This window comes from Propionivibrio pelophilus DSM 12018 (assembly GCF_059569095.1).
Map to the genome: position 1 here is coordinate 19,267 of NZ_JCANUT010000044.1, position 14,652 is coordinate 33,918.

The following is a 14,652-nucleotide window of genomic DNA, read 5'->3' on the forward strand; positions in this document are numbered from 1 at the left end:
CGCCTCCGCGGCGCGGCGAAGCGTTGGCTGCTGCGGCTCAGTCGACCCCGCAGGCGATCTGCCAGAGCTTTTCCTCCATCGAGCCTTCGGAGATCGAAGCCCAGTTCGGCGCTGCGTCCTCGTCGGCGACAACACGCTCGCCGTCGCCCATCGGGCCGGCGAAGGACGTCGACGCGAGGTATTTCTCGTGCATGTTGGCGCAGTCGTAGGCGGTGCGGACGAGCGTGGACAGATACGGCGCCTGGCCGGGGTCGGCCTGCGCTTCGCCCCAGCGGACGAGGTGCTGCACCTGGCTGATGTCGCCATTCCGTTGCGTGCTGCCGCGGTCGACGTAGATCCGGGTGCCGTCCTCGAAACGGTCGATCTCGGTCCATTCGGCGAGGGCGCTGGCGCAGCCAAGAACCAGCGCCAGCGCGATGATCTGTCGCAGCTTTTTCATGGGCGGCGATTCTACCGCGCGGTCATGACGGCTGCCAGACTACGTCTGCGCTTTCAGCAAGCCGACCGGAAGCGTCGCCAGAATGTCGCCGACCGCGAGCGTGGTGGCTTCGGCGATGCACGTGCCGCAGAGAACGTCGCGCCAGGAGTGTCCGGCGAGGGAATCCGGCAGGTGGATGACGGTGTCGTTCCAGACCGCCGGTCCGGTCGGCGGCGCATCCTGCTCGCCGAGCCGCTTGCGGGTCAGACGCGGCACGACGGTGATGATGGCGTTGCCGTTTCCCTCCCCCTGCGTGCGGGCGTAGGCGCAGACGTGCTCGGCGTACGTTCCGCTGACGTCGAGCGGGAGGTAGTCGCCACGGGCGAACAGCTCGGGGCTGGCGGCGCGCAGCTGCAGTGTGCGCCAGGTGATGTAGAGCTTCAGGCGCGAATCGTCGAGGTTGTCCATCAGCGCGGCGAGCCGGGCCGGCCAGCTTTCCTCGGGGGTTGCAAAGTCTTCGCGGAGTAGCCCGAGGAGGTCGCGGCGATGGTTGAAATCGACCGGACGGCGGTTGTCCGGGTCGACGAGGTTGAACTGCCACAGTTCGCACCCCTGGTAGATGTCGGGAACGCCGGGCGAGGTCAGCTTGAGCAGCGTCAGCGCCAGTCCGTTGTAGTAGCCGTGGCGGGTGAGGTGGGTGGCGACGGGAATGAAGTCGGCGAGGAAGGGGTTTTTCTCGATCGGCGCGAGGAGGGCGGTGATGAATTCCTCCAGCCCGCGTTCGTAGCTGGCATTCACGTTGACCCAGCTGCTGTGTTCTTTGGCCTCGCGCACGGCCTTGATCATGTAGTCGACGATCCGCCGGCGATAGGCGTCAAGGTCGATGGCGGCCGGATCGCCGGGCGGCCAGGTGCCGATCAGCGTCTGGTAGAGCAGGTATTCGTCGTTCGCCGAGGGTACGGTGGCACCGTCGACGCGGCGCTTGCGCAGGCGGTTGAGGCGCGACCAGCGGCGCAGCATCAGTTTCCAGCCGGCGGGGATTTCGGAGAGCACGTTGAGGCGCGCGCGGACGTCTTCCGAACGCTTGCTGTCGTGCGTCGAGGTGGCGAGCATGTTGTGTGGCCAGCGGGCGGCGCGGGCCCGGGTGCTGGCGTGGAAGGCGTTGACGCTCATGCCGAAGCGCCGCGGGTCGCTGCCGACCTCGTTGAGCGAGGCGAGGCGGTGGTAGCGGTAGAAGGTGGTGTCTTCGAGTCCCTTGGCTTTCACCGGCGACGAGAACTGCTGGAATTTCATCGCGAAATCGACGACCCTGGCGCGGTAGTCGTCGCTTCGTCCCTGGGCGATGTCGGTGGTCAGCACGCCGGCGATGAAGTCGAAGATGGACAGGTCGGTCGCCAGGCTGCGCTTGCGCGCCATGCCGATCGCCCAATCGATGTGCCGCCGGTCGTCGGCCGAGACGCCGTCGTCGCCGACGTAGGTGCGGTACACCGGGAAGCAGGCGACGACTTCGGCCAGCGCCTCGCGCAGGCTGTTGAGGGTGAAGTCGCAGGTGTCGCGGCTGGCCGCGGCGATCTGCGTCAGGCGGTTGGCGAGTACGGCGAGTTCGCTGGCCAGCGCGGTGTCCATGATCAGCCCCTTGGCGTCGTGGACCATCGCCTCGATCGTTTCGTGGCGCCCGATGAAGTCGCGGTAGATGCGCGTGATGCGCCGCTCGCTGGCCGCCTCGACGAACAGCGAATTGGCCATGCTGGAGAAGCGGTAACCGGTGCCGCCGTGAATCGTCCAGTCCTCCGGCAGGCGTTCATGGTCGGCGAGGATCTTCTCGATGACGAGATAGGCGGGCAGCGGGTCGTCGGGCTGCAGCGGCCGGCCGGCGATGTGTTCCTGCAGGCCGCGAAAATACTGGCCCGGGTCGTAGAGGCCGTCCGGATGGTCGATGCGCAACCCGTCGACCTTGCCGTGCGCGACGAGGTCGAGCGCAAAGCGGTGTGTCGCCTCGAAGACCGCCGGTTCCTCCATGCGCAGCGCGGCGAGGTCGTTGATGTCGAAGAAGCGGCGGTAGTTGATCTCGTCGGAGGCGACGCGCCAGAAAGCCAGGCGATAGCCCTGCGCCTGGATCAGCTCATGGAGCAGGTCGAAGCTCGCGGGGTCGCCGGCCGTGCCGTTGAGTTCCGTGAGCGCCGTGTCGATGTGCGTGGCGATGTCGGCGCAGGCGGCGTAGATCACCGCCAGTTGCCGCTTGAGCACCTCCTTGTCGCGCTGGCGTTCGGCCTGGCGCGCCGGCTCGTCGTCGAGGCGGCCCGGCAGGTGGCTGAAGGCGGTCAGCAGGCTGAGCAGCTCGATGTGATGCTGGTTCGTCTCGCCGAGCACCGCGCCGAGGTGGTCGAGACGATGGCCGATGATCTGCGGGTAGGTGGCCGGGTCGATCGGCAGCCGGTGTTCGTAGTAGAACAGGCTGAATTCGCCGCGCGCCGCGTCGAAGGCGAGGCGCAGTTCGCCGCGGTTGAGCACGGTGCCGTAATGCTCCCCGAGCAGCGGCAGGAGGATCTTGCCTTTCAGCGCCGGATTGAGCGGATTCCAGTCGATGTCGAAGAAGCGTCCCCAGGCCGAGGCCGGACCGTTCTCCAGGACGTCCAGCCACCAGGCGTTGTCCGCGCCCATGATGCCCATGTGGTTGGGCACGATGTCGAGGATCTGGCCCATGCCGTGGGCGTGCAGCGTTTCGACGAAACGTTCGAATTCCTCCGGCGTGCCGATTTCCGGGTTGAGCGTGGCGTGGTCGACGATGTCGTAGCCGTGGCCGCTGCCCGGCCGCGCCTTAAGGTAGGGCGAAGCGTAGCAGTGACTGATGCCGAGTTCGGCGAGGTAGGGGACGAGTTCGGTGGCCTGGGCGAAGGTGAAGTCGCGGTTGAACTGCAGGCGGTACGTCGCGCGCGGGATCGTCGCCACCTTGAGCGGCGCGGCCGGTTCCGGGTGCGGGGTGACGGCGGTGCCGCGCTCGTGCCGGAGCGTCTCGACGATGCGCTGGAAGCGCGCGTCGCCGCTCCATTCCTCCAGGTCGAGCGGCAGGCGGCGCTGCCAGTTCGGATGCTGGTCGTCGCGGGTGCTCGGCAGGTTGGCCTGGTCGACGAGGCCGAGGATGTCTTCCGGCTGCACCATCAGCACCATGCTCGGCGTCCGGGCGAGGTAGGCGTGGAAGGCGGCGGCGAGCGGCAGGGTCATCTCCGGCTGGGCGACCGGGTGCACGCTCGCGCCTTCGGGCAGCAGCTGCTCGTGTTCGAGCGCCATCAGCAGGCGGGCGCGATCCTGCGCGCGGGCCACGACCTCGTCGGCGCGCAGCGCGTCGGTGGCGTACAGACCGTGTTTCGCCCGCAGATCGATGTCCAGCCCTTGCCACAGGCCGGCGAGCGTCGGCAGGTCGTGCGTGCTGACGCAGGCCAGCGCTTGCCTTGGATAGTCGGCGGGCGGAGTAAAGACGCCGTCGGCCTGGCGCTCGAAGATCAGCGGACGGTAGGAGAGGATCGCACGTTCGGCCAGCTGCGGGCGCAAGTCTTCCGGCACGGTGCCGAGATCCTCGCCGATGACCAGGCAGCGGTTGCGCTGGCTTTCCAGCGCGACGATCCCGAGCAGTTCGTCGACCGGGTAGTGCACGTAGGCGCCGTTCGCCGCCGATTGGCCGGCGGGTACCCAGAAGACGCGGTAGAGCCCCATCACATGGTCGATGCGCAAGGCGCCGTTGTAACGCATGTTGGCGCGCAGGATTTCGATCAGCGGCGCGTAGGCCGCCTGGCGCAGCCGGTGCGGGATGAACGGCGGCAGGCCCCAGTCCTGCCCGTTCTGCGCGAGCAGGTCGGGCGGCGCGCCGGCGTAGGCGCCGTGGGCGAACACGTCTTGCCAGCGCCAGGCTTCGGCGCCGCCGGGATTGACGCCGACGGCGAGGTCGCCATAGAGGCCGACGCCCAGCCCGCGCTGCCAGGAGCGATGCCCCACGGCGTCGAGTTGCGAGGCCGCGAGCCACTGCAGCCAGGCGTGGAAGGCGACGGCTTCGGCATGCGCGGCGGCGAACTCCGCGACCTCCGGTGAGTGCGGGTCGCGGAACGCTGCCGGCCACACCGGCCAGCCCCAGATCGCAGGGTTTTCGGCGCAGAAATGTGCCTGCAGTGCTTCGTAGCGCGCCAGTGATTCGAGCAGGTCGCCGGCGGCGGCGCGGAAGGCGTTGAACTCGCCGGCGCGCCCGCTGTTCCGGGTGATGTGCTCGTCCCAGAAGTGCCGGAAGACGAGGTCGAGCACCTCGCGCTTGGCCGCCGCGACGGCCGGGTAGTTGACCCGTTCCTCGGCGCGCAGGCTGCGCAGGCGGGCCTGAAAGCGCGGCGAATCCACCAGCGTCCGGGCGGGCAGGCATTCGTTCAGTTCGGGGATGGCCTCCACATCGAGGTAGAGCGCGTTGAAAAAGCTGCGGCTCGACGGGCTGTACGGGCTGATGCGCGCCGGATCGTGCGGAAACAGCGCATGCAGCGGGTTGAGCCCGACGATGCCGCCGCCGGCTTCGGCGGTCATGTCGACGAGCGTGTGCAGGTCGGTGAAGTCGCCGATGCCCCAGTTCCGGCGCGAGCGCAGGCTGTAGAGCTGCACTGCGGGACCCCACACGCGACCGGCCTCGGCACCTTCGCCGGACAGCGCCTCAGGCCGGTAGCAGTCCGTCGGCGCGACGATCAGCGACATCTCCGCCACCTGGTCGGGCAGGTGCAGCTTCAACCGGTGATAGCCGGGGCGGTCGATGGGCGGGAACTCGACCTGGCGGCGCACGCGGGAGATGTCGTCCACGCGCCGCCGCCCGTGCGCGGGCAGTTCCGTCGGGATGAACTGGCCGTCGAGCCGCTGCCCGTCCTCCAGTTCGATCGACCACGGCACGGGGTGCGAGGCCCCGGCGCCGGGCAGGCTGACGCGGATCGTCGGCGCCTCGCCGCAACGGACCACGCAAACCGGCGGCAGCGGCTGGCGCCACTCGTCGTCTTCGAGACGCTGCAGCCATTGCTCGGGCGGTGTCGCTTCGATGTCGATGCCCATCGCGGCGAGCAGCGCGCGCCGGGTTTCCTCCGACGTCGCATGGCGCGTGCCGTAGATGTCGGAATAGGATTCGCTCAGGCCGCAGCGTCGGGCCAGCGAGAGTAGTGGATCGGTGTGCGTGGACGTCGTCATCGGTGTTCGGGCTCCGTCAGAAACCAGGCCGCGGACCAGGGCGGCAGGGTGATGTAGCCGCCGTGCGGCGCCGGGTTCCACCAGGGAACGGCGAAAACGCAGCGCCCGTCGTGGACCGGCGCATGGGCGACAGGAAGGTTGGCGAGGTTGGCGAGCAAGGTCCAGCGGCTTTTGTCGCCGAGCGTCCAGCTGATCGACAGGCCCCGTTCGCCCAGGCGGGTGACATTTGCCTGACCGCTTGTCATGCCGGCAAGACGGGGCATGAGATGGCGCTGGCGGAGGGCGAGCAGTTGCCGATGCAGCGCTAGCCGTTCGCGATGGCCCGGAAGTTCGCGGGCATCCCAGTCGAGCACGCAGGCGGCGAAGGTGCTCTCGGCGTTCGGGTCGGGGATGCGTTCGCGGACGGCCGGGTCGGCGAATCTCGCGAAACGGGCAAACTCCCGACGGCGGCCGTCGGTCACCGCCTGCGCCAGCTCCGGGCCGAAGTTGCAGAAGAAGAGGAAAGGCTGCGCCGCGGCGAATTCCTCGCCCATGAACAGCATCGGCGGCTGCGGCGCGAGCAGCAGGACGGCCGTCAGCGCGTCGAGCGCGGCGGTCGGCGCGAGGTGGCAGAGGCGTTCGCCGAAGGCGCGGTTGCCGATCTGGTCGTGGTTCTGCAGGAAGTCGATGAAGGCGCCGGGCGGCAGGTGCGCGCTCGGTTCGCCGCGTCGGGCGCCGTCGCGGAACGGTGACGGGTCGCCCTGGAAGGCGAAGCCTTCGCTCAGGCAGCGGGCCAGATGGCCGGCCGGATCGGTGGCGTAATCGACGTAATAGCCGTCCGTCTCGCCGGTGGCGAGCACGTGGAAGGCGTGGTGGATGTCGTCGTTCCACTGGGCCGTGGCCGAGTTTCCGGCACGCCCGGATTTGCGTTCGAGGTAGTGCGCCGTGTTGTCCTCGTTCTCCAGGATCAGGTGCACGTGCCGGTCACGGCCGGGCCCACGGCGAATGGCCGCGGCGATTTCGCTGACGATGTGTGTCGCGCTGTCGTCGCAGATGGCGTGCACGGCGTCGAGGCGCAGCCCGTCGAAGCGGTATTCCTCCAGCCAGAACAGCGCGTTGTGGATGAAGAAGTCGCGCACCGCGCGGTTGTGCGGGCCATCGAAGTTGATCGCCGCGCCCCACGGCGTGTGGTGGCGCGGGTTGAAGAACTCGCGGGCATAGGCGTGCAGGTAGTTGCCTTCCGGCCCGAAGTGGTTATAGACGACGTCGAGCAGGACCATCAGGCCGCGGGTGTGCGCGGCGGCGATCAGGCGCTTGAGGTCGTCCGGGCGGCCATAGGCGGATTCGGGGGCGAAGGGCAGCACCCCGTCGTAGCCCCAGCCGCGATGGCCGGGGAAGTCGGCGAGCGGCATCAGCTCGATGGCGGTGATGCCGAGGTCGACCAGGTCATCGAGTCGCTCAATGACGCCGGCGAAGTCGCCGCTGGCCGAGAACGTGCCGACGTGCAGTTCGTAGATCACCGCCTCTTCCCACGGGCGGCCGCGCCAGCCGTCTTCGGGCCAGTCGAAGGCCTGCGGGTCGATGACTTCGGACGGGGCGTGCACGTCGTCGGGGTTGAACCGCGAGGCGGGGTCGGGCACACGCAGGCCGTCGGGCAGGACGAAGGCGTAGCGGGTGCCGGCGCCAGCGTCGGGAACCGTCAGCGTGTGCCAGCCGGCGCGGTCCTTTTCCATGGGCAGCGAGACGTCTCCGTCGGCCAACGACAGCCGCACTGCGGCGACGCCCGGTGCCCAGAGGCGGAAGCACACACCCTCTCCGGGCCGGAATTCGCTGCCAAATGGCATCGCATGGTGATACCTCATGCCTGGCCTCGCTGGATCAGCAGGGCCAGGGTGCGGCCGGCGAGACGGTAGCTGTCGCCCCCCTTGAATTTCCCGTTGCCTTGCAGGCCGCCCTTGTGGTGCGTGTCGAGCTCGGTGTGCCAGATCGTCCCCGGAGTCGTTTCCGGCAGACGGAACGGTATGGCTTCGTGGTGGGCATTGATCAACAGCAGGCAGTTGTCGTCGCGGATGATCTCGCCGCGCGGGCCGCGTTCGTTGATTTCCTGGCCGGAGAGCAGCACCCCGAGGCAGCGGGCGAAATGCTGGGTCCATTCCTCGTCGGTCATTTCCGTGCCTTCGGGGGTGACCCAGAACAGGTCCTTGACCCCGGTGCCGCGAATCGAACGCCCCTGGAAGAAGCTGTGCCGGCGGAACACCGGGTGCGCCTTGCGCAGCGCGATGGCGCGGCGGACGAAGGCGAGGAACTGGCGGTCCTCGGTGGAAAGCTCCCAGTTCACCCAGCTGAGCTCGTTGTCCTGGCAGTAGGCGTTGTTGTTGCCCTGCTGCGTGCGGCCCAGTTCGTCGCCGGCGAGGAGCATCGGCACGCCCTGCGAAAAGAGCAGGGTGGCGATCATGTTGCGCTTCTGCCGGGCGCGCAGGGTGTTGATCGAGGCCTTCTGCGTCGGCCCTTCCTCGCCACAGTTCCAGGCGTTGTTGTTGTCGGTGCCGTCGCGGTTGTCCTCGCCGTTGGCTTCGTTGTGCTTGCCGGTGTAGCTCACCAGGTCGTGCAGGGTAAAGCCGTCGTGGGCGGTGATGAAGTTGACGCTGGCGTAGGGCTTGCGACCGCTGTGTTCATACAGGTCGCTGGAGCCGGTCAGGCGGCGGGCGAAGTCGCCGATCAGGCCGCCGTCGCCCTTCCAGTAGGCGCGCATGGTGTCGCGGTAGCGGTCGTTCCACTCGGCCCAGCCGACCGGGAAGTTGCCGACCTGGTAGCCGCCTTCGCCGAGGTCCCAGGGCTCGGCGATCAGCTTGACCTGCGACAGCACCGGGTCCTGCATCAGGATATCGAAGAACGAGCCGAGGCGGTCGACGGCATGCAGTTCGCGCGCCAGCGCCGAGGCGAGGTCGAAGCGGAAGCCGTCGACGTGCATTTCCTGCACCCAGTAGCGCAGCGAATCCATGATCAGCTGGAGGACGCGCGGCTGCTGCAGGTTGAGCGTGTTGCCGCAGCCGGTGAAGTCCATGTAGTAGCGCGGGTCGTCGGCCACCAGGCGGTAGTAGGAGGCGTTGTCGATGCCGCGGAACGACAGTGTCGGCCCGAGGTGGTTGCCTTCGGCGGTGTGGTTGTAGACCACGTCGAGGATGACCTCGATGCCGGCCGAGTGCAGCGTCTTGACCATCGTCTTGAACTCGTTGACCCCGCCGCTGGCGCTGTAGCGCTGGTCGGGGGCGAAAAAGCCGATCGAGTTGTAGCCCCAGTAGTTGCGCAGACCGCGTTCGACCAGGTGGCGGTCGTCGACGAAGGAGTGCACCGGCATCAGTTCGACCGAGGTGACACCCAGCGAGCGCAGGTGTTCGATGACCGGCGCGGTGGCGAGGCCAGCGTAGGTGCCGCGCAGCGGCGGCGGCACGTTGGGGTGGTTTTTGGTGAAGCCGCGCACGTGCAGTTCGTAGATCACCATGTCCGCCCACGGAATCTTCGGCGAGCGGTCATCGCCCCAGGTGAAGGCCGGGTCGATGACGCGGCACTTGGGCATCAGCGCGGCGTTGTCGCGCCGGTCGAAGGAGAGGTCGGCCTGACGATGGCCGACCCGGTAGCCGAAGTGCGAATCGTGCCAGGCGGTACGCCCGATGATGTCCTTGGCGTAGGGCTCGATGAGCAGCTTGTTCGGGTTGAAACGGTGGCCGCGCGCCGGGTCGTAGGGGCCGTGCACGCGGTAGCCGTAGAGCAGGCCGGGGCGGGCTTCCGGCAGGTAGCAGTGCCAGATCTGGTCGGTGCGTTCCGGCATGCGGATGCGTTGCACCTCCTGGCGCCCGGCCGGGTCGAACAGGCACAGGTCGACAGCCTCGGCGTGTTCCGAGAACAGCGAAAAATTGACGCCTTCGCCGTCCCAGGCGGCCCCGCGCGGGGCGGGGGAGCCGGGCCAGACGGCGGTGATGGGTGGGGGCATGGTGGTCTCCGTTCTTCTTCGTTATCGGGTTGTCGGTTTTGGCGTTCCGGTGTTGACGTTCCTCCTGCGCTTACTCGATGCCGTCGTTCGGCGCGGATTCCTGTGTCTCGCCCGTCGCTTCGGTGCCGAGCAGGCGCAGGATGCCGTACAGCGGGATCGGCAGCCATTCCGGGTGCGTTGCCAGCTCGTCGGCGAGCTTGCCGACAAGGTGGTCGAGGCGCAGGAAGTCGAGCAGTGTGCGTGCCGCTTCCTGTTCGCCGCACAGGGTGGGGTTTTCGCAGCAGGCGGCGTGGTAGCCGGCAAGGAACGCGGCGGCGGTTTCCTTCTCCCACGCCAGCGCGAGCGGGCCGAGGCGATGGCGGTCGTCCGGACGCTCCTGCGTGGCGTGATTGACGGCCACGGCCGCAGCGTAGGTGAAGCAGCCGAGCATCGTCGCCACGTCGTGCAACGGGCTCGTCTTGCGCCGGCGCATTTCGAGCGGAACGGCCGTGTTGCCCTCGAAATCGGTAATCAGGAAATCGTTCTGCGCCAGCAGGAGCTGCCCGAGGTTGTAGTCGCCGTGGCAGCGGATCTTCCATCCGGATCCGGCCACGCCTTGCAGGCACTGCGGCGCCAGACGGTCGAGCAGGGTCTGGCGATGTCTGAGCAACTGCCGGCAGGGATCGCCGGCGGATGGCGGAAGCTCGGCACAGCGTCCCTCCAGCGTGTTCAGCACGCCGGTCAGCCGTTCGCGCGCCTCGTCGCTCCAGCGCGCGAGGTCGGCCGCGCTGACCGGTTCGGGGTCGAAGGCGGCGTCCCCGGTGGTCTGGCTCAGGGCACGGTGCAGTTCGCCGGTGCGCTGGCCGAGCAGTTGCATCAGCGAAAGGAAGAAGCCGTGCGGCGTCGCCGGCGGCCCGTCGTCGGCCTCGCTGTCGGTTGCCGCCGGGGACAGGCGGTCGGCGAGGAAGCGTTCGACGTAGTCGACGGTGAAGTTCCAGGCGTTGTGCTGGTGCTCCACGTAGGCCTGCAGCAGGCCGAGCGTCAGCACGCTGCCATCGGCGCGGCGCAGCTCGATCGATCCGGCAAGCGGGACGACGTGGCTGAACGGGGCGATTTCGGTGAGGAAACGTCCCATCTCTACCTCGGTGTTGGTGCCTTCCTGGAGGCGCCGGTAACCCTTGAAGAAGAACTGGTTGCCGAAGTAGATCGTCGTGTTGCTCTGTTCGAGCAGCGGGTGGCGCACGGCGGTGTCGGCGCCCTCGGCGAGCGGCGCGTAGGCCGGCCCGGCGCGGAACTCGACACGCGACTTGCCGAGCGGCAGGTCGAGGTTGTGGCCGATGCTGCGCACCAGCGCACGGCAGAAACCGTCGTCGCCGAAGGCGCCGTAGAGCAGGCCGACGCGGGCGCGCTGGCGCACCCGGGCGAGCGTCCAGGGTGCGAGCGCTTGCAACTTCTCCTCGCTGACGTCGTCCTCCCAGCAGATGGCCAGCGGCAGGAAGTACAGTTGCGCGGCGGTGTCGCCGCGGGTCCGGACTTCGAGCACGGTCACCAGCCAGCTGCCGCGCTCGGTCGTCCACTCGGCGCTTTCGACCAGGCGGATGGTTTCGATCGGCTGGTTGCGCGACGAGAACCAGCGCTTGCTGGCGAGGTAGGGGCCGAGTACCTCGTGCTGCAACTGGTCGGTGGTAGCCGCCGCGATGGTCCGCCGCACCATGCTGGCGTCGGTTCGTCCGCCGAGGAAGGTCAGCCAGCCCTCGGTCAGTACCAGCACCGGCAACTCGGCGCGCGGCAGGTGGCTTTCGTGCCAGTAGGGAACCTCGGCATCGGTGGTCAGGCGGAAGCTGTAGTAGCCGTAGCCCTTGAGCGTGAACAGGTACGGCGAGGTGCCCACCGGCGGGAATGAGGTGCGCCCCATCAGTTCGACCGGCACGCGCCCCTTCCAGGTTGCGAGATCGAGTTCGACCGGCTGCGCCGAGCGCGACAGGTTGACCACGCAGAGGATGATCTCTTCGCCCCATTCGCGGGTGTAGGCCAGCACCTTGCGGTTGCCCGGATCGAGGAAGCGCAGCGTGCCGCGCCCGAACGCCTTGTAGTTCTTGCGCACGGCGATCAGGCGCCGGGTCCAGTGCAGCAGTGACGACGGGTTGCGGCTCTGAGCCTCGACATTGACCGCCTCGTAGCCGTATATCGGGTCCATGACCGGCGGCAGGTAGAGGCGTTGCGGATCGGCGCGCGAGAAGCCGGCGTTGCGGTCCGGCGACCACTGCATCGGCGTGCGCACCCCGTTGCGGTCGCCGAGGTAGATGTTGTCGCCCATGCCGATTTCGTCGCCGTAGTAGATGATCGGCGAGCCGGGCAGGGTCATCAGCAGGAAATTGACCAGCTCGATCTTGTCGCGGCTGTTCTCCATCAGCGGCGCCAGGCGTCGGCGAATGCCGACGTTGATGCGCATGCGCTGGTCGGCGGCGTACATCTCGTACATGTAGTCGCGTTCGCGGTGGGTGACCATTTCCAGCGTCAGTTCGTCGTGGTTACGCAGGAAGATGGCCCACTGGCAGGTCGGCGGGATGTCCGGCGTCTGCTGCATGATCTCGACGACCGGGTGCCGGTCTTCCTGCGCCACGGCCATGTAGATGCGCGGCATCAGCGGGAAGTGGTAGGCCATGTGGCATTCGTCGCCGTCGCCGAAGTATTCGCGCACGTCCTCGGGCCACTGGTTGGCTTCGGCCAGGAGCAGGCGGTTCTCGTAACGCGAGTCGATCACCGCGCGCATCTGCTTGATCACCGCGTGCGTTTCCGGGAGGTTCTCGTTGCTGGTGCCCTCGCGCACGCAGAGGTAGGGGATCGCGTCGAGTCGCAGCCCGTCGACCCCCAGATCGAACCAGAAGCGCATGATGCGGATCACCGCTTTGACGACCTCCGGGTTGTTGTGGTTGAGGTCGGGCTGGTGCGAGAAGAAGCGGTGCCAGTAGTAGGCGCCGGCGACCTCGTCCCAGGTCCAGTTCGATTTCTCGGTGTCGGTGAAGATGATCCGGGTCTCGGGGTACTTCTTGTCGCTATCGCTCCAGACGTAGAAGTCGCGCTTTTTCGATCCGGCCGGCGCGCTGCGGGCGGCCTGGAACCACGGGTGCTGGTCGGAGGTATGGTTGATCACCAGTTCGGTGATGACCTTCAGCCCGCGGCGGTGCGCCTCGCGCACGAACTGGCGGATGTCGGCCAGCGCGCCGTATTGCGGATGGACGTTGCGGTAGTCCGAGATGTCGTAGCCGTCATCCTTCAGCGGCGACGGGTAGAAGGGCAGCAGCCACAGCGTATTGACGCCGAGATCCTGCAGGTAGTCGAGCTTCTCGGTCAGGCCTTTGAAGTCGCCCATGCCGTCGCCGTTGCTGTCGAAGAACGCCTTGATGTGCAGCTCGTAGATGATCGCGTCCTTGTACCACAGCGGGTCGTCGTACCAGGCCGGGGCGTTGCTTTGCGCGGTGCTGTCCGGTTTTTCCATGTGGCATCTCCCTTCTCGTCGCCGGGACCGGATCGGTTCGATTCCACGCGCTCCTGATTCGGCAACCCCGATGAATATCCGGCGCCCCGCTCGCGTCTCGCGGCGAAGGGGCTGGGTGATTTTTCAGTCTTGCATAGTCGGCGCCCCGGGGCAAACGGTTCCTGCGCGTGCGACGGCGTCTTGCACTCTTCATCGCGACAGCGGGTAGTCGGAATGGTTCGGCGATGGCGGTTTTTGAAACGCCGTTTCATTTGACCGGAGCCCGGCCTGTCGGGGATACTTGCGGTTTGCTTTAACCCGTCTTTCTGGATAAGGACCATGGACATCACCGTACTGGGCGAAGCCCGTTACCCGTCACCGCTCGATTACCATGTCAGCGACAAGGCGCGCGTGCCTTTCAGCGTCATCGTCGATCCTGATGCGCCGCCGAAGGAAGAACTCTTCTTCGAAGTCGCCGGGCCGCGCGAGAAACTGTTTTTTGACCCGAAAAAAACCCGCGCCGGTATCGTGACGTGCGGTGGCCTGTGTCCCGGCCTGAACAACGTCATCCGCTCGCTCGTCCTGCAGCTCTACCACGGCTATGGTGTGCGAGAGATCCTCGGCTTCACCAACGGTTATCAAGGGCTCGATCCCTGGCGCGGCTCCGAGCCGATCCCGCTGACGCCGGAATTCGTCGAAGACATCCACAAGGAAGGCGGCACGGTGCTCAACACCTCGCGCGGGCCGGTCGACGTCAGCGTGGCGGTCGATAACCTGATCCGGCGCAAGGTGGACATCCTCTTTGTCGTCGGCGGCGACGGCACCCAGCGCGGCGGCGCCGAACTGTTCGAAGAGGCCCGCTCGCGCGGCCATGCCCTGGCCGTGGTCGGCGTGCCGAAGACCATCGACAACGACGTCGCCTTCGTCACCCGGACGTTTGGTTACGTGACCGCCGTCGAGGAAGCCGCCAAGGCGATCGCCTGCGCCCATACCGAAGCGCACAGCGTGCATAACGGCATCTCGGTGGTGAAGATCATGGGCCGTCACGCCGGCTTCATCGCCGCTGGCGCGACCGTGGCCAGCCAGGACGTAAATTTCACGCTGGTGCCCGAGGTGCCCTTCGTCCTCGACGGCGAAGACGGCTTCCTCGAAGCGCTGAAGGAACGCATGCTGCGCCGGGCGCACGCCGTCATCCTGGTGGCGGAAGGCGCCGGCCAGCACCTGATGAGCGGCGGTGAGGACAAGTACGACGCCTCCGGCAACCTCAAGTCGAAGGACATCGGCATCTTCCTGCGCGACCGCATCGAAGCCTATTTCAAGGCCGAGGGGATCCCCTTCGCCCTGCGCTACTTCGATCCGAGCTACATGATCCGCAGCGTCCCGGCCTGCGCCGACGATGCCGTGCTCTGCGATTTCTATGCGCGCAACGCCGTCCATGCCGCAATGGCCGGCAAGACCGGTCTCGTGATCGGCCAGCATCACGGCGTATTCACTCATGTGCCGATCAGCCTGTTGGCCGGGCAGAAGAAACAGCTCGACCTCAACAGCCCGGCCTGGCTCGGGGTGATCGCATCGACGGGGCAGAATTTCGCGCAATTCCCGGCCTGA

At 67.4% G+C, this 14,652-nt stretch carries 6 protein-coding genes; 1 reads left to right on the forward strand and 5 read right to left on the reverse strand.

Translation table 11 applies throughout. From position 1 onward, the window contains the following. Window positions 1-37: 37 nt before the first annotated feature. The 5 genes from BO74_RS15590 to treS all read right to left on the reverse strand — a co-directional run bounded on the left by BO74_RS15590 (window position 38) and on the right by treS (window position 13,065). The gene (locus BO74_RS15590) at window positions 38-439 is read right to left on the reverse strand and encodes a surface-adhesin E family protein (RefSeq protein ID WP_496443372.1); all 402 of its coding nucleotides are present in this window, start codon (window positions 437-439) and stop codon (window positions 38-40) included. A gap of 39 nt (window positions 440-478) precedes the next feature. Then, a complete protein-coding gene (locus tag BO74_RS15595; protein ID WP_496443374.1) occupies window positions 479-5,617 on the reverse strand; it encodes a malto-oligosyltrehalose synthase in 5,139 nt (1,712 codons plus the stop codon). After that, entirely contained in the window at window positions 5,614-7,440 is a 1,827-nt protein-coding gene (gene treZ / locus BO74_RS15600; protein WP_496443376.1) for a malto-oligosyltrehalose trehalohydrolase, read from the reverse strand. Before treZ ends, BO74_RS15595 begins: the two co-directional genes overlap by 4 nt. A gap of 14 nt (window positions 7,441-7,454) precedes the next feature. Next, the gene (gene glgX, locus BO74_RS15605; RefSeq protein WP_496443378.1) at window positions 7,455-9,587 is read right to left on the reverse strand and encodes a glycogen debranching protein GlgX; all 2,133 of its coding nucleotides are present in this window, start codon (window positions 9,585-9,587) and stop codon (window positions 7,455-7,457) included. Between the two features lie 70 nt (window positions 9,588-9,657). Next, complete coding sequence (gene treS, locus BO74_RS15610) at window positions 9,658-13,065, reverse strand: maltose alpha-D-glucosyltransferase (protein ID WP_496443380.1); 3,408 nt, start codon at window positions 13,063-13,065, stop codon at window positions 9,658-9,660. Between the two features lie 318 nt (window positions 13,066-13,383). Here treS and BO74_RS15615 point away from each other — a divergent pair, with 318 nt between their 5' ends. Beyond that, on the forward strand, window positions 13,384-14,652 hold the full coding sequence (locus BO74_RS15615) for an ATP-dependent 6-phosphofructokinase (RefSeq protein ID WP_496443382.1): 1,269 nt from the start codon (window positions 13,384-13,386) through the stop codon (window positions 14,650-14,652).

Bases quoted from the DNA above. Each gene is read 5' to 3' on its own strand.
- glgX (WP_496443378.1), bottom strand. From the start codon at position 9,587: ATGCCCCCACCCATCACCGCCGTCTGGCCCGGCTCCCCCGCCCCGCGC.
- BO74_RS15590 (WP_496443372.1), bottom strand. From the start codon at position 439: ATGAAAAAGCTGCGACAGATCATCGCGCTGGCGCTGGTTCTTGGCTGC.
- BO74_RS15615 (WP_496443382.1), top strand. From the start codon at position 13,384: ATGGACATCACCGTACTGGGCGAAGCCCGTTACCCGTCACCGCTCGAT.
- treZ (WP_496443376.1), bottom strand. From the start codon at position 7,440: ATGCCATTTGGCAGCGAATTCCGGCCCGGAGAGGGTGTGTGCTTCCGC.
- treS (WP_496443380.1), bottom strand. From the start codon at position 13,065: ATGGAAAAACCGGACAGCACCGCGCAAAGCAACGCCCCGGCCTGGTAC.
- BO74_RS15595 (WP_496443374.1), bottom strand. From the start codon at position 5,617: ATGACGACGTCCACGCACACCGATCCACTACTCTCGCTGGCCCGACGC.